29 protein-coding genes and 2 pseudogenes are annotated in these 26,256 nt (G+C 69.8%); 7 read left to right on the top strand and 24 right to left on the bottom strand.

Features of this window, described 5'->3' with window-relative positions; all coding sequences use genetic code 11:
- Positions 1 to 10: 10 nt before the first annotated feature.
- The 5 genes from tatC to EER30_RS27470 all read right to left on the bottom strand — a co-directional run bounded on the left by tatC (position 11) and on the right by EER30_RS27470 (position 3,648).
- On the bottom strand, positions 11 to 973 hold the full coding sequence (gene tatC / locus EER30_RS27490) for a twin-arginine translocase subunit TatC (RefSeq protein WP_127503501.1): 963 nt from the start codon (positions 971 to 973) through the stop codon (positions 11 to 13).
- Complete coding sequence (tatA, locus tag EER30_RS27485; protein WP_127503500.1) at positions 973 to 1,302, bottom strand: Sec-independent protein translocase subunit TatA; 330 nt, start codon at positions 1,300 to 1,302, stop codon at positions 973 to 975. The genes tatC and tatA overlap by 1 nt, the downstream gene beginning before the upstream one ends.
- A 163-nt stretch (positions 1,303 to 1,465) precedes the next feature.
- On the bottom strand, positions 1,466 to 1,693 hold the full coding sequence (locus tag EER30_RS27480) for a hypothetical protein (RefSeq protein ID WP_127503578.1): 228 nt from the start codon (positions 1,691 to 1,693) through the stop codon (positions 1,466 to 1,468).
- A 15-nt stretch (positions 1,694 to 1,708) separates the two neighbouring features.
- Positions 1,709 to 2,671, bottom strand: a complete 963-nt coding sequence (locus EER30_RS27475; protein ID WP_127503499.1) for a helix-turn-helix transcriptional regulator — start codon at positions 2,669 to 2,671, stop codon at positions 1,709 to 1,711.
- A complete protein-coding gene (locus tag EER30_RS27470; protein WP_127503498.1) occupies positions 2,668 to 3,648 on the bottom strand; it encodes a helix-turn-helix transcriptional regulator in 981 nt (326 codons plus the stop codon). The genes EER30_RS27475 and EER30_RS27470 overlap by 4 nt, the downstream gene beginning before the upstream one ends.
- A gap of 134 nt (positions 3,649 to 3,782) precedes the next feature.
- Between EER30_RS27470 and EER30_RS27465 the strand changes: the two genes are divergently transcribed.
- Together EER30_RS27465 and EER30_RS27460 are read left to right on the top strand one after the other, a co-directional pair.
- Positions 3,783 to 4,781 carry a cation diffusion facilitator family transporter gene (locus EER30_RS27465; RefSeq protein ID WP_432417573.1) on the top strand — a complete coding sequence of 333 codons (999 nt, stop codon included), beginning with the start codon at positions 3,783 to 3,785 and terminating at the stop codon, positions 4,779 to 4,781.
- A 10-nt stretch (positions 4,782 to 4,791) separates the two neighbouring features.
- A complete protein-coding gene (locus EER30_RS27460; RefSeq protein ID WP_127503497.1) occupies positions 4,792 to 5,853 on the top strand; it encodes a DUF3866 family protein in 1,062 nt (353 codons plus the stop codon).
- A gap of 42 nt (positions 5,854 to 5,895) precedes the next feature.
- Here EER30_RS27460 and EER30_RS27455 read toward each other — a convergent pair.
- Both EER30_RS27455 and EER30_RS27450 read right to left on the bottom strand, forming a co-directional pair.
- Positions 5,896 to 6,177, bottom strand: a pseudogene (locus tag EER30_RS27455) (GGDEF domain-containing protein); the annotation flags it as partial.
- 316 nt (positions 6,178 to 6,493) lie between these two features.
- Positions 6,494 to 7,141 carry an O-methyltransferase gene (locus tag EER30_RS27450; RefSeq protein ID WP_127503496.1) on the bottom strand — a complete coding sequence of 216 codons (648 nt, stop codon included), beginning with the start codon at positions 7,139 to 7,141 and terminating at the stop codon, positions 6,494 to 6,496.
- 58 nt (positions 7,142 to 7,199) lie between these two features.
- On the opposite strand from EER30_RS27450, the gene EER30_RS27445 reads away from it, so the two are divergent.
- On the top strand, positions 7,200 to 7,661 hold the full coding sequence (locus EER30_RS27445; protein ID WP_284699720.1) for a MarR family winged helix-turn-helix transcriptional regulator: 462 nt from the start codon (positions 7,200 to 7,202) through the stop codon (positions 7,659 to 7,661).
- Here the strand turns inward: EER30_RS27445 and EER30_RS27440 are convergent.
- Complete coding sequence (locus EER30_RS27440) at positions 7,618 to 8,553, bottom strand: NmrA/HSCARG family protein (RefSeq protein WP_127503494.1); 936 nt, start codon at positions 8,551 to 8,553, stop codon at positions 7,618 to 7,620. The genes EER30_RS27445 and EER30_RS27440 overlap by 44 nt on opposite strands.
- A 257-nt stretch (positions 8,554 to 8,810) precedes the next feature.
- Between EER30_RS27440 and EER30_RS27435 the strand changes: the two genes are divergently transcribed.
- Complete coding sequence (locus tag EER30_RS27435) at positions 8,811 to 9,851, top strand: serine hydrolase domain-containing protein (RefSeq protein ID WP_127503493.1); 1,041 nt, start codon at positions 8,811 to 8,813, stop codon at positions 9,849 to 9,851.
- Between the two features lie 76 nt (positions 9,852 to 9,927).
- Here the strand turns inward: EER30_RS27435 and EER30_RS47340 are convergent, their stop codons facing one another.
- The 10 genes from EER30_RS47340 to arc form a co-directional block, all read right to left on the bottom strand.
- Complete coding sequence (locus tag EER30_RS47340; protein WP_164842489.1) at positions 9,928 to 10,065, bottom strand: hypothetical protein; 138 nt, start codon at positions 10,063 to 10,065, stop codon at positions 9,928 to 9,930.
- An 88-nt stretch (positions 10,066 to 10,153) separates the two neighbouring features.
- Positions 10,154 to 11,512 carry a Pup--protein ligase gene (gene pafA, locus EER30_RS27430; RefSeq protein WP_127503492.1) on the bottom strand — a complete coding sequence of 453 codons (1,359 nt, stop codon included), beginning with the start codon at positions 11,510 to 11,512 and terminating at the stop codon, positions 10,154 to 10,156.
- A gap of 119 nt (positions 11,513 to 11,631) precedes the next feature.
- Positions 11,632 to 12,027: a hypothetical protein gene (locus tag EER30_RS27425; protein WP_127503491.1), complete on the bottom strand. Its 396-nt coding sequence runs from the start codon at positions 12,025 to 12,027 to the stop codon at positions 11,632 to 11,634.
- Between the two features lie 66 nt (positions 12,028 to 12,093).
- Positions 12,094 to 12,945: a proteasome subunit alpha gene (gene prcA / locus EER30_RS27420; RefSeq protein WP_127503490.1), complete on the bottom strand. Its 852-nt coding sequence runs from the start codon at positions 12,943 to 12,945 to the stop codon at positions 12,094 to 12,096.
- Positions 12,946 to 13,001: 56 nt separating this feature from the next.
- Entirely contained in the window at positions 13,002 to 13,841 is an 840-nt protein-coding gene (gene prcB / locus EER30_RS27415; RefSeq protein ID WP_127503489.1) for a proteasome subunit beta, read from the bottom strand.
- The gene (locus EER30_RS27410) at positions 13,760 to 14,446 is read right to left on the bottom strand and encodes an endonuclease VII domain-containing protein (RefSeq protein ID WP_127503488.1); all 687 of its coding nucleotides are present in this window, start codon (positions 14,444 to 14,446) and stop codon (positions 13,760 to 13,762) included. The genes prcB and EER30_RS27410 overlap by 82 nt, the downstream gene beginning before the upstream one ends.
- Positions 14,447 to 14,468: 22 nt before the next feature.
- Positions 14,469 to 14,684, bottom strand: coding sequence for a ubiquitin-like protein Pup (locus EER30_RS27405; RefSeq protein ID WP_127503487.1), 216 nt, complete (start codon positions 14,682 to 14,684; stop codon positions 14,469 to 14,471).
- Positions 14,685 to 14,763: 79 nt separating this feature from the next.
- Complete coding sequence (gene dop / locus EER30_RS27400) at positions 14,764 to 16,281, bottom strand: depupylase/deamidase Dop (protein WP_127503486.1); 1,518 nt, start codon at positions 16,279 to 16,281, stop codon at positions 14,764 to 14,766.
- Between the two features lie 47 nt (positions 16,282 to 16,328).
- Positions 16,329 to 17,561: an acyltransferase family protein gene (locus tag EER30_RS27395; protein ID WP_127503485.1), complete on the bottom strand. Its 1,233-nt coding sequence runs from the start codon at positions 17,559 to 17,561 to the stop codon at positions 16,329 to 16,331.
- A gap of 60 nt (positions 17,562 to 17,621) precedes the next feature.
- A complete protein-coding gene (gene arc, locus EER30_RS27390) occupies positions 17,622 to 19,403 on the bottom strand; it encodes a proteasome ATPase (protein WP_127503484.1) in 1,782 nt (593 codons plus the stop codon).
- A 174-nt stretch (positions 19,404 to 19,577) separates the two neighbouring features.
- Here arc and EER30_RS27385 point away from each other — a divergent pair, with 174 nt between their 5' ends.
- Positions 19,578 to 19,871: a ferredoxin gene (locus EER30_RS27385; RefSeq protein WP_127503483.1), complete on the top strand. Its 294-nt coding sequence runs from the start codon at positions 19,578 to 19,580 to the stop codon at positions 19,869 to 19,871.
- 150 nt (positions 19,872 to 20,021) lie between these two features.
- Here the strand turns inward: EER30_RS27385 and EER30_RS27380 are convergent, their stop codons facing one another.
- The 3 genes from EER30_RS27380 to EER30_RS27370 form a co-directional block, all read right to left on the bottom strand.
- Positions 20,022 to 20,612, bottom strand: coding sequence for a hypothetical protein (locus tag EER30_RS27380; RefSeq protein WP_164842499.1), 591 nt, complete (start codon positions 20,610 to 20,612; stop codon positions 20,022 to 20,024).
- A 94-nt stretch (positions 20,613 to 20,706) separates the two neighbouring features.
- Positions 20,707 to 21,657, bottom strand: a complete 951-nt coding sequence (locus EER30_RS27375; protein WP_432417569.1) for a tRNA (adenine-N1)-methyltransferase — start codon at positions 21,655 to 21,657, stop codon at positions 20,707 to 20,709.
- Complete coding sequence (locus EER30_RS27370; RefSeq protein WP_127503575.1) at positions 21,657 to 22,754, bottom strand: site-2 protease family protein; 1,098 nt, start codon at positions 22,752 to 22,754, stop codon at positions 21,657 to 21,659. The genes EER30_RS27375 and EER30_RS27370 overlap by 1 nt, the downstream gene beginning before the upstream one ends.
- A 240-nt stretch (positions 22,755 to 22,994) precedes the next feature.
- On the opposite strand from EER30_RS27370, the pseudogene EER30_RS27365 reads away from it, so the two are divergent.
- Both EER30_RS27365 and EER30_RS27360 read left to right on the top strand, forming a co-directional pair.
- Positions 22,995 to 23,978, top strand: a pseudogene (locus EER30_RS27365) (RecB family exonuclease); the annotation flags it as partial.
- Between the two features lie 17 nt (positions 23,979 to 23,995).
- A complete protein-coding gene (locus tag EER30_RS27360; RefSeq protein ID WP_127503480.1) occupies positions 23,996 to 24,724 on the top strand; it encodes a LuxR C-terminal-related transcriptional regulator in 729 nt (242 codons plus the stop codon).
- A 9-nt stretch (positions 24,725 to 24,733) separates the two neighbouring features.
- On the opposite strand, the gene EER30_RS47335 is transcribed toward EER30_RS27360, so the two are convergent.
- Genes EER30_RS47335 through EER30_RS27350 form a run of 3 tightly spaced genes read right to left on the bottom strand, consistent with a single transcriptional unit; the run spans position 24,734 to position 26,231 of the window.
- The gene (locus EER30_RS47335) at positions 24,734 to 24,874 is read right to left on the bottom strand and encodes a hypothetical protein (RefSeq protein WP_164842498.1); all 141 of its coding nucleotides are present in this window, start codon (positions 24,872 to 24,874) and stop codon (positions 24,734 to 24,736) included.
- Positions 24,874 to 25,692 (bottom strand): DUF4097 family beta strand repeat-containing protein, encoded by an 819-nt coding sequence (locus EER30_RS27355; protein ID WP_127503479.1) that lies wholly within the window; start codon positions 25,690 to 25,692, stop codon positions 24,874 to 24,876. Before EER30_RS27355 ends, EER30_RS47335 begins: the two co-directional genes overlap by 1 nt.
- 29 nt (positions 25,693 to 25,721) lie before the next feature.
- A complete protein-coding gene (locus EER30_RS27350) occupies positions 25,722 to 26,231 on the bottom strand; it encodes a hypothetical protein (RefSeq protein ID WP_127503478.1) in 510 nt (169 codons plus the stop codon).
- Between the last annotated feature and the right edge of the window lie 25 nt (positions 26,232 to 26,256).

The following is a 26,256-nucleotide window of genomic DNA, read 5'->3' as shown; positions in this document are numbered from 1 at the left end:
AGAGTACGCGTCAGGTCATGTCGTCGAAACGGCCGTCCAGCGGACGCGGTTTCGCGACCGGGCTGGGACCTTCGACCGGGGTCGGCGCCGCGATCGGGTCGGACGCGCCGACGGCCACCCGGTCCTCTTCGAGGGGAGAGATCTGGTCGTCGTCGAGACCGGCGTAGATCTCTTTGCCCCGGCCCTTGCGCCGGTCGTTGATCGCGGCCACGCCGGTCGCGATCAGGTAGAGCAGGACCATGCACAGCGCCAGCAGGGTCATGCCGAACGGGCCGGGGTCGGGGGTGGCGATCGCGGCGAACGCGAACGACAGGAAGACCACGATCCGCCACCAGCTCAGCAGCTTCTTCGCCGAGACCACGCCGGTGAAGTTGAGCATCAGCAGGATCAACGGGAACTCGAACGCCCCGCCGAAGATCAGGATCATGTTCGTGATGAAGCCGATGTAGGACGAGACCTCGAGTTTCGTGGTCTCGCCGAGCACGCCGGCTTCCATGATGAAGGCCAGGCTGTGGCCGACCACGAAGTAGGCCAGGACGGCGCCGGCGGTGAACAGCGGGGCGGCGATCGCCACGAACACGTACGCCCACTTGCGCTCGTGCCGGTGCAGGCCCGGCGCGATGAACGCCCAGAGCTGGTAGAGCCAGACCGGGGCGCCCACGATCAGGCCGACCCAGAGCGCGATCTTGAGGCGCAGGATCAGCGTGGCGGTGACGTCGAGCACGACCCAGTCGCAGTACTCCGTGCCGTCGGCCCGCACCGAGATCGACGACGGCAGCCGGCAGTAGGGCTCCTCGAGCAGGTGGAACACCCACTGCGACACGATGAAGCCGACGATGAGCCCGAAGACCAGGCCCAGGGACGCGAAGAACAGCCGGTTGCGCAGTTCCCGGACGTGGTCGATCAGCGTCATGGAGCCGTCGGCGGCCTGCTGAAACTTGGTGGGCCCCTGACGGCGAAGGGCTAGCTTCATCAGCGGTCGTTGGTGCGCTGCTGAACCGGGTCGACGTAAGGCGCGGCCGGCGGCGGCGTGGGCTGCTGGTAGCCCTGCGGCGGGGGCGCCTGCTGGTACCCCTGACCCTGCGGCGGGTAGACGTCGCCCTGCAGCGGGGTGCGCGAGTGCTGCGGCTCGGCCTTCTCGGCGACGTCGTTGTTGTCGTCGACCAGGCCCTTGGTCTCGGCCTTGATGATCCGCAGCGACCGGCCCAGCGACCGCGCCGCGTCAGGCAGCCGCTTCGCGCCGAACAGCAGCACGAGGACGACCACGAAAACGATGATGTGCCATGGCTTCAGGGCGCCCATGGGTGAACTCCAGTCGGTCGGATCAGTTGTGCGGGGTCCATCGTACGTGTCAATTCTGGTGATGCAGCCCACGGACCCTCGTGGGTTTGCGACTGTTATCCGAAACCTTGGACAACAGGGCCGGAACGCCGCACGCTACCCCAGGCCGGGAAAACAGTAAAGACTACTTAGTGATCGCGCGGCGCTGCTGGATGGCCTCCGCCCGGCGCTGCACGTCGAGCACCGTCGCCTGCAGCGCGAGCGCGCTTTCCTGCAGCTCAGCGGCCTCGGCCTGACGCCGTTGCAGCTTGACGGCGGCGCGGCGCAGCCCGTCGAGCCGGCCCAGCAGCCGCACCCCGGCCGCCCCCATGACGATCACGGCGACCACGACCACGGCGATCCAGATCCACATCAGCACGCAAGCACCCTAACGTCCCGGGGATGCGTATTGGTCGAGCGCGGCCGTGGCCTGCTCGCGGATACGGGTGAGCAGTTCGGGCGGGCCGAGCACGGTGACGTCGGGCCCGAGGCCGAGCAGCAGGCGCTGAGCCCAGCCCAGGTCGGTGACGCGCATGGTCACCACCCATTCGTCGCCGCCCTCACGGCGTACGTCTTCGACCGGGTAGTACTCGGTGATCCACCGGCTGCCCCGGCCGACCCGCAGCGTCACCAGTTGCAGTTCGGCCCCCGGGACGAAGACGCCCGCGCTGACGTCGTGCGGCACGGCCTGCGACGGCGGCGCGGACGGCTCGTCGAGCTCATGGAAATCGTCGATGCGGTCGACCCTGAACAGCCGGGTGCCCTCGGCGCGGCGGCACCACGCCTCCAGGTACGCCTTGCCGCCGACCATCAGCACCCGCATCGGGTCGACGACGCGTTCGCTGGTCTCGTCGCGGGCGGCCGTGTAGTAGGTCATCCGCAGCGCGTGGCCGCTCTCGACCGCGGCGCGCACCTTGTCGACCCGTTTCGAGTTGGCCGGCAGCCGCACCGCCACCGGCGCCCCGGCCAGGTCCCCGGCCGCGTTCTCGATCTTGGCGAGGGCGCGTTCGATGACGTCGCGGTGCCCGGTGCCGGGGGTCTCGGCGAGCATGCGCAGCGCGACGACCAGGGCCAGGGCCTCGTCCTGGGTGAGGCGTAGCGGCCGGTCGATGCCGGCGTCGTGGCTGATGGTGACCCGGTCGCCGTCCAGCGCCATGTCGATCAGGTCGCCGGGGCCGTAGCCGGGCAGCCCGCACACCCAGAGCAGTTCGAGGTCCTCGCGGAGCTGTTTCTCGCTGACGCCCAGGTCGGCGGCGGCCTCGGCGACCAGGATGCCCGGGCGCGCGAGCAGGTAGGGCACGAGGTTGAGCAGACGCCCGAGCCGGTCGGCCGACTGCCGTGGGCCGGTCATGCCGCCACCTCGTGGCGAGCGACGACCTCTTTCAAGAGCTGGATCACTGCCTCTCGCACCTCGGGTGGTCCGTCGGCGCGTACGTCGGGCCCGTAGCCGCAGATCGTGGCGGCCAGGCGTTCCGCGTCGGAGTAGGGGATGGTGAGCCGGTCGCCGTCCGGCCCGGGCACCGACTCGGTGGCCCAGCGGCGCAGCCCGGCGGCCCGGCCCGGCCGCACCGTCACGGTGGCCCGCCCGGTGTGCGGCACCGGCCCCGACCAGCGGGCGACGTGGCTGATCAGGTCTTCGTTCTCGGGCGGCGTGAACGCCCCCGGCCGGCCCGCCGGTTTCACGGCGCCGACGATGCGCGACAGCCGGAAACAGCGGGTGGCGGCCCGGTCGCGGTCGTGGCCCACCACGTACCACCGCCCCTGCCAGCAGACCACGCCCCACGGTTCGAGGCGGCGGGTCGCCGGGTCGTCGACCTCGGGCACCCGGTAGCTGAACGTGACCGCCCGCCGGTCGCGGGCCGCGCTGGTCAGCGGACCGAACGCCGGGTCGACCGTCACCACCGGCTCGACGCCCAGCGTGGCCTGCGGGTCGACCTCGACCCCGGCCGCACGCAGCTTGGCCAGCCCGGACGACGCGGCGGCGGCCAGGCCGGCGTGCTGCCAGAGGCGGGCCGCGATGCCCACGGCGGCGGCCTCGTCGGGCTCGAGGATGATCGCGGGCAGCGCGTACTCACGGTGGGCGATGCGATAGCCCGGCTCCTGGTCGAAGACGCTGGCCGTGCCGGTCTCCAGGGGGACGCCGAGTTCGCGCAGCTCAGCCTTGTCGCGTTCGAACTTGCGCTGGAACGCGTCGTGGTCCTTGGGGTCCTCGGGGTCGTGCTCGTAACCGGGCACCGTCGCGGCGATCTGCGCGGCGGTCAGGAACCGCCGCGTGGACAGAAGGCAGATCACCAGATTCACCAGGCGCTCGGTGCGGGTGCGCGACACGATTGGCAACGCTAGCAGGGTGGACGCGGACGTGACGTAACCGCTGTCCCCCGGCGGTTTCCCGTGACCGCGCAGCGGAAAGGTAGGCGCGAGTGAGCACCCCTGAAACCCCGGACGACCAGCTCCCGGTCGGGCTGGCCGCCGCCGAGCCGCTGAACCCGAGCGATTCGCCCGAAGGGTCCGAAGCTCCGAAGAACGAGAGTGTGGGCACGGTCATCATCGCGGGCCTGGCCAACCTGGTCATCGCGGTCGCCAAGCTGCTCGCGGGCCTGGTCTCGGGCTCGGCCGCGGTGGTCTCCGAGTCGGTGCACTCGCTGGCCGACACGGTCACCGAGGTGTTCCTGTTCGTCGCGCTGCGCCGCGGCTCCCGCCCGGCCGACGAGGAACACCCGTTCGGGTACGGCAAGGAGAGCTTCGTCTGGGCGTTCATCGCCGCGGTGTTCACCTTCGTGGGCGGCGCCGGTTTCTCGATCTACCACGGCATCGAGACGATCATCGACCCCCGGCACACCGGTGACTACCTGTGGTCGTACGTCGTCCTGGCGGTCTCTTTCGTGGCCGAGGGCACCTCGTTCCTGCGCGCCCGGCGCCAGGTCGAGGGGGCCTCGCGCAAGTGGGGGATCAGCCCGTTCCGCTTCCTGCGGCTCACCCCGGACACCACCGTCAAAGCCGTCTACCTGGAGGACTCGGCCGCCCTGGTCGGTCTGATCCTGGCCGCCGGAGGTCTGGCCCTGACGCAGCTCACCGGCCACGAGATGTGGGACGGCATCGCCTCGATCGCGATCGGCGTGCTGCTGCTGGCCGTGGCCACGACCCTGGCCACCAGCAACGCGTCGCTGCTGGTGGGCCGTGCGGTGCCGCGCCGGGTGCACAACCAGATCGCCGCCGACCTCGCCTCGATCCCGATCGTGACGGCCGTACCGACGCTGCTGACCATGCAGCTCGGGCCGGGCGACATCCTGGTCGCGGCCAAGGTCGACTTCGACGACAACGCCCGGGGCGGCGAGATCGAGCGGGCCTCCGACGAGGCCGAACGCCGCCTGCGGGCCCGCTACCCGGGCATCCGGTACGTGTTCCTCGACCCGACCCACGGCGCGGCGGGCCGCAATCACGTCGACGGCGGGGTCGAATAGGGTTCCGGCCATGGTGCGGTGGCGGTCCGGGACGGTTCAGGCGGTACGGCGGCGGTGGCGCGGGGCGGTCGAACTGGAGGTCCTGACCGACGAGGGGCCACTGCGCGCGCTGGCCTACCCCCACCTGGTCGGCGAGCCCGTCGCGGGTGACCGGGTGCTGCTCAACGTCGGCGCGCTCGTCATGGGTCTCGGCACCGGCGGATACGCGCTGGTGGTCGCCCTGCCCGACCGGCTGCCCCCCGACCCGGCCGGCGACGGCGGCACCCGCGACTCGGGTCACCTGGTCAAGGCCCGTTACACGCCGCTGCAGGCGATCCTGCTCGGCGTCGACGAGGAGGCCTCCCCGCACCGCTCGGTGATGGCCGCCGCCACCTCCCTCGACGGCATGCCGGTGGTCACCGCCGACCTGCACTCCGCACTCCCGGCGATCCTCGCGGGCATCCACGCCACGAAACCCGAGGCCAAGGTCTCGTACGTGATGACGGACGGCGGGGCGCTGCCCGCGTGGTTCTCCCGCACGCTCGACGGCCTGGCCGGTCACCTCACCGGCACGGTCACGACGGGTCAGGCGTTCGGCGGCGACCTCGAGGCGAGCACCGTGCACACGGGTCTGCTCGCGGCCCGGCACGTGCAGGGCGCCGACGTCGCGATCATCGCGCAGGGCCCGGGCAACCTGGGCACGGGCACGACGTGGGGGTTCTCCGGGGTGGCGCTGGGTGAGGCGGTCAACGCGATCGGCGTCCTGGGCGGCCGGCCGGTCGGTTCGCTGCGACTGTCCACCGGCGACGGACGCGAGCGGCACCGCGGGGTGTCGCATCACAGCCTCACCGCGTACGGGAAGGTCGCCCTGGTCGCCGCCGACCTGCCGGTGCCCGAAGGCCTCGACCTGGCCGCCGAACTGGCCCCGCTGGCCGAGCGCCACCGGCTGCCCGTCGTCGCGGTCGACGGGCTCGACGAGGCGCTGCGCGCGAGCCCGGTGCCGCTGTCGACGATGGGCCGCCAACTCGACCAGGACTACGTCTATTTCCTGGCCGCCGCGGCCGCGGGCCGGTTCGCCGCCTCGATGATCTGATCGCGCCCGTTGGCCTTGGCCTCGCAGAGGGCCGTAGCGGGCGAGGGTGTCGACGTCGCGCAGGCAGCCGTGCCACGCCGCGGACGCCGACTTGAGCAGCCGGTCCCCCGCCGGGTGCCCGTACGTGTCGTTGAACGCCTTGAACCGGTCGAGGTCGAGCATCGCCACGCAGACCGGCCGGGCGTCGCGGCGGGCTCGTTCGAGGGCCTTGGGCAGTTCGTCGTTCCAGGCCCGGCGGTTCGGCAGCCCGGTCAGCTCGTCGCTGCGGGCCAGTTCCCGCACCTGCCGGGCCTGCGACTCGACCTGCCGCAGCAACTGGGCCATCCGCGTCACCACCAGCAGGAACAGGATAGCCGAACCGAGCTCGCGGCCCAGGTACAGGGCGATGATCCCGACGCTGTACCCGCCGTAGCCGGCCGCGAACAGCAGCCACGGCAGCCGGCTCGCGCGGGGCAGGCGGCGGGTGCCGGTCATGGTCGCCGCGACCGCGACGGCGCTGACCGTCAGGTGGAAGGCGGAGACCAACAGCATGTTGTCGGGCAACGCCAGGTTGACGGCGACGAGCACCACCGCGGCCGCTACGAGAACCATGCCCGTAGTACAGGCGACGACGAGCCGGTCCGGGGCCGGTTCCCGGGGTCTATCCGAGCTTGCGTACGAGGGTCACGCCGTCGCGGACGGGCAGCATGACCGACTCCACGCGGTCGTCGGCGACGATCCGGTCGTTGAGGTCGCTGACGGCCCGGTCGGAGTCGTTGGTCGGGTCGAGCACCCGGCCGCCGCGCAGCACGTTGTCGAGCACGATGAGGCCCCCGGGACGCATGCGGGGAACGAGCTCCTCGTAGTACGCCGGGTAGCCGGTCTTGTCGGCGTCGACGAACGCGAAGTCGACGACCGGGTCGGTGTCGAGGGCGCGTACCGTCTCCAGGGCCGGGCCGAGGTTCAGCTCGATCAGGTCGTCGACCCCGGCGCGGGCCCAGTATCGGCGGGCGACGTTCGTGAACTGCTCGGAGACGTCGCAGGCCAGCAACCGCCCGTCCTTGGGCAGGCCGCGGGCCACACAGATCGACGAATAGCCGGTGAACACGCCGATCTCGATCGCGAACCGGGCGCCGGTGAGCCGCACCAGCATGGTGAGCAGCTCCCCCTCGTCGTGCGAGATCTGCATGCCGGCGTCGTCCGGGAACGCGTTGCGGGTCTCGTTGGCCAGGTCACGCAGCACGTCGTCGGCGGGTGTGCAGTGCTCGAGCAGGTAGTCGCTGACCGCACGATCGATGATGTCCGTCATGCGATCAACCCTCGTCCCCCACCGGCGGCGGGCGCAAGGGCGGATCTACCATCACCGGGTGACCGCCGACCTCGGGGTTCTCTCCGCGCACACCCTCGCCGCCTTCCAGGAGCAGCTCTACTCCCGCATCGCCGAGGCCGGCCACCATCAGCTGCGCCGCCGCCACGGGGCCGTCATGGCCTACCTCGACCTCGACGGCACCCGGGCCAGCGACCTGGCCGAACGCTCCGGCACCCACAAGCAGGTCATCGGCACCCTGGTCGACGAGCTCGAGACCCTCGGGTACGTGACCCGTCAACCCGACCCGGCCGACCGGCGCGCCAAGCTGATCGTCCCGACCGAGCTGGGCCGCGAACAGATCCGCCTGGCGAGCACGATCATCGCCGAGATCGAGCGGTCCTACGCCGAACGGGTCGGCGCCGTCCGGTTCGCCGCGTTCAAGGAGGTCTTCACCGAGATCGCCGGCGCTCCGTACGTCAGATCCGTTCCCGGTGCCGGGTCAGGAAGGCCGGCAGACTGAGCCAGTTCGGGCTGAGCTCACGGGTCAGGCCGACGTCACGCCGGCCCAGGTAGGACTCCGGGAACTCGGCGTAGTACTGGAACATGTTGCCCAGCTCGACCGCCCCCGGGAAGCCGTACGCCCGGAACTCGTCGTGCGTCGCCGGTCGGTAGGTGACCTTCTCCCCCAGCACCTGGGTGAACGCGTCGGCGATCTGCTCGCCGGTCAGCTGCTCGCCGGCCAGGCCGTAGACGTTGCCGATCGACTCGGCCGGCCGCTCGAACAGGGTCGCGACGGCCCGCCCGATGTCCTCCGACGCGATGCCCGCGATCGGCGTGGAGCCCATCGGCAGATGCAGCCCGAGCGTGCCGTCCGCGTCGCGCTGCGGCTTGAGGTCGGTGACCAGGTTGTCCCAGTAGAACGCGACCCGCACGTACGTGGTCGGCAGCCCCGACTTCTCGAACATCGCGTCGGCCACCCCGCCCTTCACGTCGAAGTGCGGCACCTTGTAGATCTCGTCGAGCGTCGGCATGCGGTCGTCGCCGATCGCGATGACCTCCCGCGTGTCCTCCAGCGTCGACCACACCACGTGCCGCAGCCGTGCCGCGTTCGCCGCCGAGATCAGGTTCTCGATCTCGACGAGCTCCTTGGCCGCCGACATGTGCTCCCAGAACGGCGTCACCATGAACGCCCCGTACGCCCCCGCGAACGCCTCCCGCAGCGACGTCTCGTCGTTGAGCTCCGCCTCGACCACCTCGGCGCCCAGCTCGGCGAGGGCTTTCGCCTTCTCCGACGACGCGTTGCGGGTGATCGCCCGCACCGCGAACTCCCCGCCGTCGAGCAGCGCCCGCGCGACCGCTCCACCCTGCGAGCCGGTAGCCCCGACAACCGAGATCACTTTCTTGCCGGACATCGATGCCCCCTGTTGCTTCCTGGTTCTTGCTGACGGAGCCCAGAATATAGTCACTAATATTGACTGTCAAGTGAAGTGACTAACACCCTTTCCCGTACGAGTCGTCAGCTCCCACAACCGCACAGCCGCCGAACCCGGCGCGCCTCGCGACCTCACCGATCGGTCACGGCCGCAGCGCGGGCTCCGGCCTTAGGGGTTCCTCCGGATTCCCCGCCACGACGGAGGCGACAAGGCTGGAACAGAACTCAGGAGGAGGAATGCTTCGAACCTTGATGTCCGTCGCGCTCATCGCCGTGGCCACCCCCGCGCCCGCCCACTCGCACACCCTGCAGTCCGATCTCGACGCGATCGTGGCGCAAGGAACCACCAGCGCCCTGCTCGAAGTGCGCGACGGCCGGCACACCCTGCGCCTCACCAGCGGCACCGCCGTCCGCGGCACCACCACGCCGGTCGACCCCGCGGGCCGCTTCCGCGCCGGCAGCGTCACCAAGATGCTCGTCGGCACCGTCGTGCTGCAGCTCGTCGCCGAACACCGCCTCGGCCTCGACGACAGAGTCGACCGCTGGCTGCCCGGCCTGCTGCCCACCGGCAACGGCATCACCGTCCGGCAGCTCCTCGACCACACCAACGGCCTCTACGACGTCACCCGGACGCTGCCGCTCAACCCGCCCAGCGCGTTCCTGCCGTACCGCTGGAAGACGTGGACAACCCGGCACCTCATCGCCCGCGCCACCGCCTACGCCCCGACGTTCCCGCCCGGCGACGGCTACACCTACACCAGCACCGGCTACCTGGTCCTCGGGCTGCTCATCGAACGGATCACCGGCCACCCGTACGGCCAGGAGACCACCCGCCGTCTGCACCTGCCCCGCACCACGCGGTTCCCCGGCACCGACCCGCACCTGCACGGCCCGCACGCGCACGCCTACCTGCCCGACGGCACCGACATCACCGAGATGAACCCGTCGGTCATGGGCGCCGCCGGCTCCCTGATCTCCACCGCCGCCGACCTCAACGACTTCGTCACCGCCCTGCTGGCGGGCCGCTACCTGCCGCCGTCGGTGCTCGACCGGATGAAAACGGTCCAGGCCCCGTCGACGCGCGGGCTCGGCCTGGAGGTGATCCCCCTGCCGTGCGGTACGGCCTACGGCCATCGTGGAGACGCCCTCGGCGTATCCGCCTGGACTTTCGCCACCGGCCCGCGCCAGGCGGTCACCCTCTCGGTCACGTGGGGCACCGCCCGGCCCAGCCGCGAATCGGTGGACCGGCTGCTCGAGCACGCACTGTGCCGCCGCTGAACGCCGCCGGCGGGGTCAGACAACGCCACCGCCCAGCGGCACACATCGGGCACAGAGCTCCCGCTCCGCTTCAGCCCTACGACGTGACGACCAGACAGACCCAGCCGAGCAGGAACACCCCGAGGACCGCGGCCAGCACCCAGGTCGGCACCCGGTGCCCGCCGGCGCGGTTACGTTCGATCTCGGCCCGGATGCGGTCGCGCTTACGTTGCACGCGGGAACCCTCGGGCGGAAGCTGGCCGGGCCTAGTCATAGCCCGACCAGCCTAGAACCTGCCGGGGCAACCGCCCCGACCGCTCCCCTCACATGCTGGCGATCAAGCGCTCCACCCGCTCGTCGTAAGCACGGAACGGGTCCTTGCACAGCACAGTGCGCTGCGCCTGATCGTTGAGCTTGAGATGCACCCAGTCGACGGTGAAATCGCGGCGCTTCTCCTGCGCGTGCCGGATGAACTCGCCGCGCAGCCGGGCCCGGGTCGTCTGCGGCGGCGTCTCCTTCGCCTCGAAGATCTCCAGGTCGTTGGAGATGCGGTCAACCTGCTTACGCTTCTCCATCAGCGCGTAAAGGCCGCGGCCCCGGCGCACGTCGTGATAGGCCAGGTCGAGCTGCGCGATGCGCGGGTGACTCATCGGGATCTGGTGTTTCGCCTGGTAACGCTCGATCAGCTTGTACTTCGACACCCAGTCGATCTCGCGGGAGACCGGGTCGAGGTCGCCGCTCTCGATCGCGTTCAGCACCCGGCCCCACAACTCGACGACCCGCTTGGCCGTCTGATCGCCGCCGCGGCGCTCGACGAACTCGGTCGCCTTGGCCAGGTACTCCTGCTGGATCTCGAGCGCGCTGACCTCTTTGTTGTTGGCCAGACGGATCTTGCGGCGGCCGGTGATGTCGTGGCTGACCTCACGGATCGCCCGGATCGGGTTCTCCAGCGACAGGTCACGCATCACCACACCCGCCTCGATCATGCGGAGCACGATGTCGGCGCTGCCCACCTTGAGCAGGGTGGTGACCTCGTTCATGTTCGAGTCACCGACGATCACGTGCAGACGGCGGTAACGCTCAGCGTCGGCGTGCGGCTCGTCACGGGTGTTGATGATCGGCCGTGACCGGGTCGTCGCGCTGGAAACACCCTCCCAGATATGCTCGGCCCGCTGCGACAGGCAGAACACCGCCCCGCGCGGGGTCTGCAGCACCTTGCCGGCACCACAGATCAGCTGGCGGGTGACCAGGAACGGGATCAGGACATCGGCGAGCCGGCCGAACTCGCCGTGCCGCGACACAAGATAGTTCTCGTGGCAGCCGTACGAGTTGCCGGCGGAGTCGGTGTTGTTCTTGAACAGGTAGATCTCGCCCGCGATGCCCTCGTCGTGCAGCCGTTTCTCGGCGTCGACGAGCAGGCCCTCGAGGATGCGCTCACCGGCCCGGTCATGAGCGACCAGATCGGTGACGGAGTCGCATTCGGGAGTCGCGTACTCGGGGTGGGAGCCGACATCCAGGTAGAGACGGGCACCGTTGCGAAGGAAGACGTTGCTGCTGCGTCCCCAGGACACCACTCGGCGGAACAGGTAGCGAGCCACCTCGTCCGGCGACAGCCGCCGCTGTCCCCGGTAGGTGCACGTGACTCCGTACTCGGTCTCGAGGCCGAAAATTCGCCGTTCCATGTCGAAACACTAGCCGCAGAAACGATCCATTGGCAGTCACCACTCGCGCATTCACCGGCACTGTCCGCCGTGATCAGCACCGGAACGGCCGATTCACCAGCCTCGACCCCCGCCGCCGGTCACGCTCCGCCCATCAACTGCGGGAACCACAGGCGTACGACAGCGTCGCGGGCCACCAGAAACCCGGCGATCCCCAGCACCCAGCTCAGCATGCCGCCACCCTTGGCCAGCATCCAGGCGCTCATCCGCTCGAGCAACCGCCCGATCGCGGCCAGACCACGCGCCCCGGCCGCCCCGCCGACCGCCCGGTCCCGCCACCGCACGACAGCGGCCATGGCACGGTCCTTGCGCGACTCCACCCAGAAACTCAGGGCGAACAGAACAACCCCGACGACAAACTGCACGAAAAGCAGCGGCCGCGACGACTCCTCCAACGCGCCGGCCACCCCCGCGCCGAACAACAGCAGCAGAACACCGACGGCGAAATAGGCCGCTGATGGCGGCGATCCTTTCACCCCGCGACCGCCGGCCGCAGCCCGGGGCGCCGGGGCCTCAGCGATCAGCCAGGCCCCGGCAACACGTCAGGAACCGTCGCCGTTGACGCCGTCAGCCGGCTCGGCCGGATCCTTGTCAGCGACGTCCTCCTCGGACGCGGCCGACACCGTGGGCTTGTCCGTCGTCGCCGGCGGCGGCGGCGCGGCGTCCACGTCACCCAGATCCTTCTCGGCCACGTCCTTCTCCCCCACCAGCAGGGTCAGCAACGACGTGCCCTGGATGCGCCGGAACGCCCGGCCCTTACGCCGCCGGTCGAGCACGGCCACCTCGAGCATCTTGGCGTCCAGCGTGCGGGTCTGACCGTTCTCCCCACCCACACTGCCCAACGCCTCCGCCGCCAGATGCAACGCGGTCTTCAGATCAGCGGTCGACTCGTGCCGCTCCCGCAGCACACTCGAAATCGCCTCCGCCTGACCACCCATCGCCATGAACCCCGGCTCGTCCATGACCGAACCGTCATACGTGATCCGGTAGAGCTCGTCATGCTCCGGCGAAGACCCCACCTGCGCGATGCAGATCTCCACCTCGTACGGCTTCTGCGTCTCGGTGAAAATCGCACCCAGCGTCTGCGTGAACGCGTTCGCCAGGAACCGGCCCGTCACATCACGACGGTCATAGCTGTACCCGTTGACATCGGCCATCCGGATACCGGCCCGCCGCAGACTCTCGAACTCGTTGTACCGCCCGACCGCCGCGAACCCGATCTTGTCGTAGATCTCGCTGATCTTACGAAGAGTCGTGATGTTCTCGGCGACCAGCAGAATGCCGCCCTCATAGGTCAGCACCACGGCCGAACGACCGCGCGCGATGCCCTTACGGGCGTAGTCCGAACGGTCCCGCTGGACCTGCTCGGGTGATGCGTAGAACTGCATGGCCACGGGTGGCTACTCCCTCTCGTCCCAGGTGAATTCGGCTGCTACCCCAACAACCGGACTCAGCCGCCCGGATTCTCCATGCGCCCGGCCACAACCAGCTCGGCCACCGCGGTGATCTCCGCCTCGGTCAGCCGGTGCGTCCCGTTCGCCGTCGCCGTCATCACCACCGGGAAGATCTTGCGGGTCAGATCGGGCCCACCCGTCGCGGTGTCATCATCAGCCGCGTCGTAGAGCGCCTCGACCGCCAACCGGATCGCGTCCTCAGTACTGATACCCGGACGGTACTTCTTCTTCATCGACGACTTCGCGAACAACGAACCCGAACCGATCGAGTCGTAACCGGTCTCCTCATAGAGCCCGCCCGCCACGTCGAAACTGAAGATGCGCCCCATCTTCGCCGGATCGGACGCCGACAGGTCATAACCGGCGAACAACGGAACCACGGCCAAACCCTGCATCGCCGCGCCCAGGTTCTGACGCACCATGCCGGCCAGACGGTTCGCCTTACCGTCCGTCGAGAGCATCGTGCCCTCGATCTTCTCGTAATGCTCCAGCTCCACCTGGAACAGGCGCATCAGCTCGATACCGATACCGGCCGTCCCGGCGATACCGATCAACGAGTACGAATCAGCCGGATGCACCTTCTCGATGTCACGGCTCGCGATCAGGTTGCCCATCGTCGCGCGCCGGTCGCCCCCCATCACGACCCCGTCAGCCGTCGCGATCGCCACGATCGTCGTCCCGTGCGGCGCGACATCCCCCGACAGCCCCGGCGGCAACGGCCGGCGACCCGGCAGCAGCTCGGGAGACACATGGCTCAGGAACTGCGTGAAGGAGGACGTCCCGGCGTTGACGAAGTAATCCGGTACACGCCCGGATGGATCAAAGTCCTTTGCCACGTGGTTCCTTTCAGATACGTGATCGCCCCGGCGAGGAAGACAGGGTTGTCCCGAAACTGTCCCAGCCCGCCGTTGCAGTTGAAGCACAATATCCCGCGCACCCGACCGGTGCGATGATCGTGATCGACGTGTTGAGGATCGTCCGCCTCACAGATCGCACAGAGCCCGCCCTGCATCAGCAGCATCTCGTCGAACTCAGCCTGACCGATGCCGTAACGGTGGCGCAGGTGGTACTCGCGGGTGCTGCCATGTAGCCGCGTCCTGGACTCGACGCCGCGAGCGTTGTGGCAAGGCTTGCAGTATCGGCCCCTGCCGCCGGTGCCGCCTCGGCTGCGCGGAAAGCTGTCCAGCGGCTTGACCTCGCCGCAGTCGGGGCAGAAACGGTGCCCGTCCGGCACCTCGCGCCGGCGCTGCACCTCGCGCCCTTGCTTCTCCAGCAGGCGCTTGGCGTAGCTCGCTTTCGACCGGACGTTGTAGCAATCTTTGCAGTAACTTCCCCGACCGGACGGCCGCTTGCTGCTGGCACAGAAGAGGTCGAGCGGCTTCCACTCGCCGCAATCGCGACAGCGGCGCCGCCCGTCCTCATCATCGTTCGGAATAGGCATGTCCGTTTTGGCCGGATATGTCCTATTCTCCCCCTTTTTGTACATACCCGCGGACGAACTCTTCTGCGTTTTCTTCCAGAACAGAGTCGATTTCGTCCAGCAGATCGTCGACGTCCTCGGTGATCTCGGCGTGCCGCTCGGCTACCTCAGGGTTGGCCTCGGTGGTGGTTGCCTCGATCTCCTCGTCCTGCCGGCCCTTGCCGGATTGCGACTGTCCGCCGGTGTCCCGAGTTGCCATCAGGGTCCCCCTTCTCAGCCACCCGAAGCCCATGACATCGGGTTGGGAAAAACCTACCTCGTGGTTACGACAAAACCACTCAGCGACTGGTGATCACTTCGAGGAGATCCTTGGCGCTCTCGCACTTGTCGAACAGCGCGCCCACATGCTTCTTGGTTCCCCGCTCGGGCTCCATCATCGGGACCCGCACCAGGGATTCGCGGCCGACGTCGAAGATGACGGAGTCCCAGCTGGCCGCGACCACTTCGGACGCGTACTGCGCGAGGCAGCGCCCGCGGAAGTAGGCGCGCGTGTCCTCCGGCGGCTCGGCCATGGCCCGCTGCACGTCGTCGGGGTCGAGCAGGGTCTTCATCGAGCCGCGGGCGACGAGCCGGTGGTAGAGGCCTTTTTCGGGTCGCACGTCGGAGTACTGCAGGTCGACGAGTTGGAGCTTCGGCGACGACCATCCGAGGTTCTCGCGCTCGCGGTAGCCCTCGAGGAGCCGCAGTTTGGCGACCCAGTCGAGGGTGTCGGCGCATTCCATCGGGTCGCGGCCGAGTTTGTCGAGCATGTCTTCCCACCGGTCGAGCACGTCGAGTGTCTGTGCGTCGGCGTCGTCGCCTTCGCGTTGTTGCACGAACTCGCGGGCGCGTTCGTAGTAGGCCCATTGGAGGTCGAGGGCCGTCAGTTTGCGTCCGTCGCGCAGCCGGATGAGGTGTTTGAGGGATGGGTCGTGGCTGACCGCTTTGAGTTCGCTGACCGGGTCGGCGATGCCGAGGTCGCCGCTGAACACCTTTTCCTCGATCATGTTGAGCACCATCGAGGTGGTGCCCATCTTGAGGTAGGTGGCGATCTCGGACAGGTTGGCGTCGCCGATGATGACGTGCAGGCGGCGGTATTTGTCGGCGTCGGCGTGGGGTTCGTCGCGGGTGTTGATGATGGGCCGCTTCAGCGTGGTCTCGAGTCCGACTTCGACCTCGAAGAAGTCGGCGCGGGAGGAGATCTGGAAGCCGGCGCCGGAGCCGTCCTGGCCGAGGCCGACGCGTCCGACGCCGGTGAAGATCTGGCGGGTGACGAAGAACGGCGTGAGGTGGGCGACGATGTCGGCGAAGGGTGTCTGGCGCCGCATGAGGTAGTTCTCGTGGGAGCCGTACGAGGCGCCTTTGTTGTCGGTGTTGTTCTTGTAGAGCTGGATGCGGTGGGTGCCGGGGATCGTCGCCGCGCGCCGGGATGCTTCGGCCATGACGCGTTCGCCGGCTTTGTCCCACTTGACCACGTCGAGCGGGTTGGTGCATTCCGGCGTGCTGTATTCGGGGTGGGCGTGGTCGACGTAGAGGCGGGCGCCGTTGGTCAGTATGACGTTGGCCAGGCCGAGGTCTTCGTCGGCGAGGGCGTCGGCGGGGTCGTAGGCGGCGCCGCTGTAGGTGAAGCCGCGGGCGTCGCGCAGGGGTGATTCTTCTTCGTAGTCCCACCGGGCGCGGCCGCCGCGGTTGAGTTCGGGCCGGGCGCCGTACGCGTTGACCACCTGTGACGAGGTGACCATGGGGTTGGCGCCGGGCTGCCCGGGGACGGAGATGCCGTACTCGACCTCGGTGCCCATAATTCGTCGAACGCTCATGCGACCACCCCAACTGCCACGATGCCCCGGTAGCTCATGTATTGAGCCTAGACTCTCTCGCGCCGGTTCTCGCCCCGCCCTGTGCCCGCTGCGGCACTCTCGGTGGTCGGCGGCGGGTCGCCGGCCACCGAAATGTCGATCTTGCGGGTGAGCCGGCGGCCGAGGTTCACTCCTGGTTGTTCCACGATGCGGTACGAGAGGCCGGCGAGGGCGAGGACCGCGATGAGGTACGAGATGCCGGTCAGGACGCGGATGGCCACGGGTTGTGTCCCGAGGGCCGGGACGATGTGCGGCAGCAGGAAGAGCACGATCACGTGGAGCAGGTACAGCGAGTAGCTGACGCGGCCGAGCCAGGTGAGCGCCGCAGGGGTGTTCCGCTGCCGCAAAACGTACGCCAAAAGGAATGTGGCGGCCACGGCGGAAACGGTGATCGCGCCGAGTTCGGCGGCGAGGGCGACCGTGACGACGCTCAACGCGACGGCGGCCGGCCCGGGTCCGGTTTGCCGGTGTTGCCATCGGTAGATGACCGTCCCGGCGAACATGACGGCGAGCAGCAGCAGGCCTTGCCGTGACGAGGTGACCGTGCTGGCCGCCGCCGGGTGCCCGTTCAGCCCGGGGAACACGACGAATCCGATCCCGATCGCCCCGGCCACGAGTTCGAGCCGCCGCGTCAGATAAAGGATCAAGGTCAACCCCGCCAACCCCAGGAGTACGACCCCAAGCGCGCGACGATCGTGTCGGGAGTGCGCGATCAGCGCCGTGGGTGGCCCGCTCCAGGCGATCAGGGCGAGGCCGGCGGCGTACCAGGCGCTGTGGCGGTGGATCCGCCACGCGAAGAGCCCGGCCACGATCAGGTAGAACACCATCTCGTAGGTGAGGGTCCAGAAGACTCGCACGACGCCGCGCACGCCGAGCAGGTCGGGCATCATCGTGAGGTGCGCGAGCACCCCGGTCGCCGTCTCGGCCCGCAGGGACGCGTGCCAGTGCAGCAGCCCGGCGGCGGCGAGCACGGCGAACAGGGCGATGGTGGCGAGGTAGGCCGGGTAGACGCGGCAGAGCCGTCCGATCCAGAACCGGCGCAGGGAGCCGTGCCGTTCCAGCGACATCGGGATGACGTAGCCGCTGACCAGGAAGAACAGCAGCACGGCGTACTTGCCGAGGTTGATCTGCCGCATGATCGCCAGGTGCGTGTCGAGGCCGATGATCTGCGGGCTGAGGTGGAACAGGACAACCGTGAGCGCCGCGTAGCCCCGGAGCGCGTCGAGCCAGCCGAGCCGCATGCGTGGTCAACGAGAACGCGGGCCGGAGGAAACCCCCGGCCCGCGTCTTTCGATCGTTTTCTACAGGTACTGACCGGTGTTGCTGGCCGTTTCGATGGAGCGGCCGGCTTCGGCGCCCTTGCCGCCGGAGACGAGCGTGCGGATGTAGACGATCCGCTCGCCCTTCTTGCCGGAGATGCGGGCCCAGTCGTCGGGGTTGGTCGTGTTGGGCAGGTCCTCGTTCTCGCGGAACTCGTCGACGCAGCTGTCGAGCAGGTGCTGCAGGCGCAGCCCCTTCTTGCCGGAGGTGAGGAATTCCTTGATGGCCATCTTCTTGCCGCGGTCCACGATGTTCTGGATCATCGCGCCCGAGTTGAAGTCCTTGAAGTAGAGGACTTCCTTGTCGCCGTTGGCGTAGGTGACCTCGAGGAAGCGGTTCTCTTCGGACTCGGTGTACATGCGGAGCACGACTGCCTCGATCATGGCGGCGACCGTGACGTCACGGTCGTTGCCGTGCTCGTTGAGGTCGTCGGTGCTCAGCGGCAGGTTGGACAGGATGTACTTGCCGAAGATGTCCTTCGCGGCCTCGGCGTCCGGACGCTCGATCTTGATCTTCACGTCGAGACGGCCGGGGCGCAGGATCGCCGGGTCGATCATGTCTTCCCGGTTGGAGGCGCCGATCACGATCACGTTCTCCAGGCCCTCGACGCCGTCGATCTCGCTGAGGAGCTGGGGGACGATCGTGTTCTCCACGTCGCTGGAGACACCTGAGCCACGGGTGCGGAAGATCGAGTCCATCTCGTCGAAGAACACGATCACCGGCGTGCCCTCGCCGGCCTTTTCCCGGGCCCGCTGGAAGACCAGGCGGATGTGCCGCTCGGTCTCACCCACGTACTTGTTGAGCAGTTCCGGGCCCTTGATGTTGAGGAAGTAGCTGGTGTGCTTCTCCTCGCCGCGCCGCTCGGCGATCTTCTTCGCCAGCGAGTTGGCGACCGCCTTGGCGATCAGGGTCTTGCCACAGCCGGGCGGGCCGTAGAGCAGGATGCCCTTCGGCGGGCGCAGCTGGTGCTCCCGGAACAGGTCGGCGTGCAGGAAGGGCAGCTCGACCGCGTCGCGGATCTGCTCGATCTGCGAGTGCAGGCCGCCGATGTCGGTGTAGTCGACGTCGGGGACCTCCTCGAGAACGAGCTCTTCGACCTCGCTCTTGGGGATGCGCTCGTAGGCGTAGGCCGAGCGGGGCTCGATCATCAGCGAGTCGCCCGCGCGGAGCTTGCTGATCTCGAGCGAGTCGGCCAGCAGGACGATGCGTTCCTCGTCGGCGTGCGAGACGACCAGTGCACGGTCGCCACGCTGGCCGTCGGGGCCCGCGAGGACCTCCTTGAGGGTCACGACCTCGCCGCTGCGCTCGAAGCCGAACGCGTCGACGACGTTGAGCGCGTCGTTGAGCAGGACCTCCTGCCCGCGCTGCAGTTCCTCGACCTCGAGGGACGGGGAGACCGCCACGCGCAGCTTGCGGCCGCCGGTGAAGACATCGACGGTGCCGTCCTCGTGGGCCGACAGGAATACGCCGTAGCCGCTGGGCGGCTGGGCGAGCCGGTCAATCTCTTCCTTGAGAGTGACGATCTGGGCTCGGGCTTCCTTCAGGGTCGCCACGAGCCGGTCGTTGTTCTCGGTCAGTCGGGCCAGCTGCGCCTGCGTTGCCGCGAGCCGTTCCTCAAGCTGCCGGACGTGTCGTGGGCTCTCGGTCAACTTCCGCCTAACGAGGGCGAGTTCCTCTTGCAGGAACGCGACCTGGCTGGAGAGATCGTTGGCCTCTTTCTCCCAACGTGCGGCGCGTGAGTCCGCCTCGTCGCTACGTGCCACGTCCCACCTCCCCGGGGGCTCGAACGTCTTGGGATAACACTAGCCGCTGCGGGCCGGATTTCGACCCATGCAACACCCTCGTCACCGAGTCTTGATCCATTCGGCTGGTGCCCGCAAGGAGTTTGTCGGAGGCTTCCGGTACGGTCGGCCCGGGTCATCCATAGGAGGTAACAGGTGTCGGCACCGGCCGGAAGTGACGAGCTGCAGGTCTGGGTCGATCAGGACCTTTGCACCGGCGACGGCCTCTGTGTGCAGTACGCGCCCGAGGTGTTCGAGTTCGACGTCGACGGCCTCGCCTATGTCAAGGACGACGCCGGTGAGCTGCTGCTATCCCCCGGTGCGCGGGTGAGCGTGCCGGCCTCGCTGCGCCTCGAGGTGATCGATTCGGCCAAGGAGTGCCCGGGTGACTGCATCCATGTGGTGCGCTCCTCCGACAACGTCGAGGTGGCCGGTCCCGAGGCCGCGTGAATCCGTTCTCACGCAACGGCTGGAGCGTTCCGGGCACCCCTCGACGGCCGCTCTGAAACCACGAAAAAAGTCACACGCCGGAAACCCATCCGACCACCCCGCCCGCCGCCCTGAATCGGACTAAAGACGGCGTTTCCGGTGTGTCGCTGCCTACAGAGTGGGCCTGCCCACCAACGAGGCGACCACGCGGGAGAACTCCTCCAGGCGGGCGATCTGGCCGGGGCCGCCGTCGTCGAGGGTCTTGCCGAAGCGCAGCGCGTCGTGGCGGATCTGGGCGCGGGACTCGCCCTCGTCGAGGCCGGGCGGCGGGACGGCGTCGTCGACCGAGCTCAGCAGCAGGTAGACATCGATGCTGTCGACCCGGGCCTGGCCGTTGGAGGTGCGGGTCAGGCGGCGCCGGCAGCCGACCTCGGTGACCGTGGACAGCGGCACCACCCGCAGCGACGAGGTCATCGAGCCGACCGGGCCGTCCCCGGGCGCCACATCCTCCCCGTGCCAGAGCACGAGGCGGCTGCCGTCACAGATGACGACCTCCTGCCAGACGCCGTTGACCTCGTTGACGAAGCGTTCCAGGGTGAAACACAGCACGGAGGCGCCGCGGAGCACCCCGAACAGGGCGTCGAGGGCCACTTCGGGGTCGCGCAGGTAGGCGCGGGCGGCGGAGTCGAGGTCCTGGTAGGGCGACCAGTCGGGGAAGACCGCCGGCATCTCGTTGCTGCCGCCGAACGGCGGAGAACTCATCGCGCCCACCCGATCCTCCCCGAGCCGTGCCGCTGCCGAACTGGAAGCTACCCGACGGCTGCGCGCCGCGTCACATCTTGAGAGCCAAGAGGCGTCATTCGATCGGTGAGCGGTCCTGGTCGGCCTCGGCCGCCGCGGCCAGCGCCGCCTGAGCCGCGCGCCGCAGCGCGTACGCCTCGGCGCCCTTGCTGGGCTTGCGGCGCCGCGGCGGGGCGGTGACGCCGGGCGCGAGCTTGCGGGCCGAGACGAGGAACGCCGTGTGCGCGATCATGCGGTGGTCGGGGCGGACGGCCAGGCCCTCGGCGTGCCAGTCGCGCACCAGCGATTCCCAGGCGCGCGGCTCGGTCCAGCCCCCGCGTTCGCGCAGGGCCTCGACGAGCTCGGACAGCTGCGGGGTGGTGGCCACGTAGCCGATGAAGACACCGCCGGGCACGAGCGCCTTCTCGACCATGTCGAGGGTCTCCCACGGGGTCAGCATGTCGAGGACGATCCGGTCGAAACCGGTCTCGGGGTTCGAGGCGACGTCGCCGGAGTGCAGGTGCCACGCCGGGTGCGGGCCGCCGAAGAACGACTCGACGTTCTTGCGGGCGATAGCGGCGAAGTCGTCCCTCAACTCGTACGAGTGAAGCTCTCCGCTGGTGCCGACGGCGCGCAGCAGCGAGCAGGTCAGCGCGCCCGAGCCGACGCCGGCCTCGAGCACCTTCGCGCCCGGGAAGACGTCACCCATGGCGACGATCTGGGCGGCGTCCTTGGGGTAGATGACCTGGGCGCCGCGCGGCATGGACAGCACATAGTCGCTGAGCAGGGGGCGCAGGGCCAGGTAGGCGGTGCCGCCGGAGGAGGTGACGACGCTGCCGTCGGGCAGGCCGATGAGCGCGTCGTGGTCGAGGGCGCCGCGGTGGGTGTGGAACTGTTTGCCCGGCTCGAGGACGATCGTGTGCATCCGATTCTTGGGATCGGTGAGCTGGACGCGATCACCCGCCCGGAACGGCCCGCGGTGCGCGGGCTGCGATTCGTCGACGACAGGGGCAGGTGTAATGGTCACTACTTCTCTTTCTGCTTCGCTTCACGCTTTGGGTCGGTCCGGTTCGGGCCGGGCCGGCGCGGTTCGAGCACGTGAGCGACGTCGCCGACGCGCAGCACTCCCACCACATCCTCACCCGAGGTGATGACGTATTGCGCGGCAGGGTGGGCCTGCAGCGCGCGCACCACCTGCTCGCCGCTGAGCCCGAGCGCAAGCGCGGGCACCGCGTCGCGTGAGCGGGCCACGCTGTCGACGGCCACCCACGGGCGCCGGTCGACCGGGACGCGCTCGGCGGCGACCGGATCGACCAGTGCGGTGAGATTACCGGCCGAGTCCGACACGGCCAGCACCACGTTGGGTCGCGGGTCCTCCGAGCGGCGCCGCTGGGCCTCGCCGAGCGGGGTGCCGGCCGGCACGGTCAGCAGCGGGCGGGCCAGGGCGGCCAGGTCGACCAGCGGGAAACGGCGGGTCATGCGGGCCAGCCGGATCGACTGGCCGGCGCCCTGCCACAGGGTGAGCACGACCAGCAGCACGAACAGCAACCCGACCAGGGTGAGCGTGCCGGCCCGGTAGAACCAGATCGCGGTCATGGCGGTGCCGAACGCGATCAGCCGGCCCGCCCAGCCGGCCGCCTCGGTGGCCCGGTTGCGGTCCTTGAGCAGCGCCCACAGGCCCGCACGCAGGGCCCGGCCGCCGTCGAGCGGCAGGCCCGGCAGCACGTTGAAGATCGCCACGAGGACGTTGCTGGCGGCGAGCTGGAAGGCGATCTGGCCGGCCATCGTGCGGTCGGGCAGCACCACGAACGCCGCCGTGGCCAGGCCGCCGAGCACCAGGCTGACCGCCGGGCCGGCCAGGCTGACCAGGGCGTCGACGCGCGGGGTGGGGGCGTCGCGGTCCATCTCGGTGTAGCCGCCGAGCAGTTCCAGGGTGATGCCCCGTACCCCGATCTTGAAGCGGCGGGCGGTGAGGGCGTGGCCCAGCTCGTGCAGCAGCACCGAGCCGAGCAGGCAGACCACGAAACCGAAGCCCACCACGTACGCCAGGGGGCCGGGCAGGTCGAGCTGGCCTCGCACGTAGTTGCCGTAGACGACGGTCACGAGCACGGCCAGCAGGAGCATCGAGGAGTTCACGAAGATCGGGATGCCCAGCACCTGGCCGACCGGCCGGGCGGCACGCCCCGACCGGCGCCGCCGCCGCGCTCCGCTGCTGCCCGCCGCGCTGTCATTCACGTGCTAGATGCTACGGAAGCCGCCTGGGAACTCCCGGAGCACGTTTTGTCGTACCCCTGCCCTAGCCTTCTACCCATGACAGCACCGACGGTCTCGCCCGCTGACGCCGCGTCGCCCCATCAGGGTCCGTCGTTGTCGCCGTCGCGGGCGGCCGACTTCAAGACCTGCCCCCTGCTGTTCCGCTTCCGCACCATCGACCGCCTGCCCGAGCAGCCCAGCGCCGACCAGGTCCGCGGCACCCTGGTCCACGCGGTGCTCGAGAGCCTGTTCGACCTGCCGGCCGCCGAGCGCACCCCCGAGGCCGCGGCCGCCCTGGTCGCCCCGTCCTGGTCACGCCTGCTCGAGCAGGAACCGGCCCTGGCCGAGATCTTCGCCGCCGCCACCACCGGGGGCACCGCCGACCCGGCCGCCCCCGAGCTGCTGGCCGACGCCGCCGCGGCTGCCGGGCGCGCGGCCGACGCCGCCGGGCGCGCGGTCGACCCGGCGGCGGTCGCCGCCGAGGCCGACGCCACGGGCGGGGTCGTCGACGGCGACGACCAGGCCCGCCTCGCCGCGTTCCTCGCCAGCGCCCAGGCGCTGCTGCCCGGCTACTTCGCGGTCGAAGACCCGAGCCGCCTCGAACCGGCCGAGCGCGAGACGCTGATCTCCACGCTGGTCGACGACGAGTTGCTGATCCGCGGCTACATCGACCGGCTCGACGTCGCCCCCGGCGGTGACCTGCGCGTGGTCGACTACAAGACCGGCGGCGCGCCGCGCGAGGCGTTCGAGGGCCGCGCCCTGTTCCAGCTCAAGTTCTATGCCCTGGTGCTGTGGCGCACCCGCGGGGTGGTCCCCCGGGTTCTGCGCCTGGTCTACCTGAAAGACGCCGAGGTCTGCGACTACAGCCCCGACGCCGACGAGCTGCAACGCTTCGAACGCACCCTGGTCGCCCTGTCGCAGGCGATCGAACGGGCCAAGAAAGACCAGAACTTCCTGCCCAAGAAGAGCCGGCTGTGCGGCTGGTGCAGCCACCAGGCCCACTGCCCCGAGTTCGGCGGCACTCCCCCGCCCTACCCGGTCGCCCCGGCCGAACCGGTGCGGCTCGGCCCCGCCGACGACGACCGCCTGGCCTGACCCCTAGGGTTGCCGCCATGCGCTCACCGGCCGACGGCAGCCCGCCCCGCGACGGCAGCCCCGCGCGACCGCTGCGGGTGCTGCTGGCCGACGCGGCGCCCATGCAGCGCTCCGGTCTGCGCGCGATCCTGACCGCCGCGCCGCAGGACGGTCAGGCGCCCGAGATCGTCGTGGCGGCCGAGACCGGCGACGGCGGCGAGGCCGTCGACCTGGCCCGCCGCCTGCTGCCCGACGTCCTGATCACCGATCTGACCCTGCCCCGCACCGACGGTCTGGCCGTCACCCGGGCGGTCACCGAGGCCGGCCTGCCCGTGCGCGTGCTGATCCTGGCCGCCCACGACACCGACGAGGACGTGCTCGCCGCCATCACCGCGGGCGCCGCCGGCTTCCTGCGCAAGGACGCCCCCGCAGGCGAGCTGGTCACCGCCGTCCGCGCCGTGGCCGCCGGCGGCGCCGTCATCACCCCGCCCACCCTGGCCCGCATCCTCGCCCGCGTGGCCGAGGCCCTGCCGGCCCCCGAGACGACCACCACGTCCAAGCTGGACGCGCTGACCGACCGCGAACGCGAGGTCCTCGTGCACGTCGCCCGCGGCCACTCGAACGCCGAGATCGCGGCGGCCCTGCAGGTCAGCGAGACCACCATCAAGACCCACGTCGGCCACGTCCTGACCAAGCTGCGCCTGCGCGACCGAACCCAGGCGGTAGTGCTCGCCTACGAGACCGGCCTGGTCAAGCCCGGCGCGTGAAGCCGGTGCTCAGTGGTCGCGGCGGGGGTTGGGGACGGGGCCTCGGCTGTGGGGCCAGTCGGGCGGGGTGAAGCGGGTGCGCTTGCGGCGGGCTGACTGCTGGCGGCGGCGGGCGGAGTTCTCGAGGTTGAAGCGGTCGTCGGGGAGCATCAGGCGGCCTTCCGGTCGAGGATCGCGCGGTTGATCTCGATGTCGCCGCTGGCGGTGCGTACGCGCAGCTCGAGCAGCGGCTGGTCGGTCGTGGTGGCGGGGGCGGGCTGCGGGTTCAGGCCACTGATCGTGCGGCCGGAGGCCGTGTTCAGGTCGAGCCACACGTTGACGCCGGCGGCGATGCCGATCGACACGTCGCCGGAGGCGGTCTTGAGCTCGCTGCGGCCCTGGGTGAGGCGGCCGACCTCGACGTCGCCCGAGGCGGTCGAGACGCGCAGGCTGCGGCCGACGGCGCCGAGGCGGATGTCGCCGCTGGCCGACTTCACGCTGACGTCACCGGTGACGTCACCGACGCGCATGTCGCCCGACGAGCTCTCCAGGCTCGCCGAACCGCCGACCAGGCCGAGCCGGATGTCACCGCTGGCCGAGTCGATGTGGACGTCGGCGGCAGCCGAGTCGATCTGGACGTCGGCCGAGGCGACGTCGAGCGTGACGGCCGACCAGTCGCCGGTCGCGGTGAGGTCGGCCGAGGCGCTGCGGCCGGTCACCGAGCTGCCGGCGGGCGCGTGGACGGTGATGGCCAGCTTGGCCGAGCGCCGCCACATCCACGCGTTGTCGGCGCCCGGCACTTCGATGATCACGGTGTCGCCCTCGAGGACGACCCGGGTCTGTTCGGCGGCGTCGCGGGACGCGTCCTTGCCGTCCATCGGCTCGACCGTGACCAGCACGTCGTCGCGGGACTCGGCATACAGCCGGATCACGCCGGCGCGGACCTTGAGAGCGACGGTGACGGGGGTGGGGTGCTGGAACTCGTACATGAGGGGTCTCCAAAGAGGATGGGAAGGGATCAGGCCTGGAAGAAGCCGGTGACGCGCTTCGAGGAGCCCGAGGGGGAACCGGGCGGGTTGAAGGGGAACGACGGCGGCGCCGAGGCTTGGACCGCCGCGGTCACCGCCCGCACGAGCCAGGCGTTGACCGAGATGCCCTCGGCCGCCGCGGTCTGCTCCACGTGGGTCTTCAGCGATTCCGGCATGCGCAGGGTGAGCCGGGACAGGTCGCCGCTGTCAGGTGGCACCGGAGCGGCGGGCGGCGACGGCGGCACCGGCGGCGAGGGTGCGTGCTGGGTGACCACGAGGTCGGCCTCGCGGCCGCGCAGCCGCACCTCCACGCTCGCCTCGGGCAGCCGCGTGGTGATCTCGGCGGCCGCGTCGGACAGGGCTTCGAGCAGGGCGAGCCGGGCGGACGCCTCGAGCGCGTGCCCGAGCAGTTCGGCGGCCCGGGTCGTCTCGGGCCCGGCCGGTGCGGCGGCGGCCGCGAGGTCGCCCCGCAGGGTCTCGAGGTAGGGCGTCAAATCCATGACACCACTATGACGTCAACTCTGA

It is taken from the genome of Actinoplanes solisilvae (genome assembly GCF_003999975.1).
Classification (GTDB): domain Bacteria; phylum Actinomycetota; class Actinomycetes; order Mycobacteriales; family Micromonosporaceae; genus Actinoplanes; species Actinoplanes solisilvae.
Note: the sequence above shows the minus strand (reverse complement) of the source record. Positions and strands in the feature narration are given on the sequence as shown.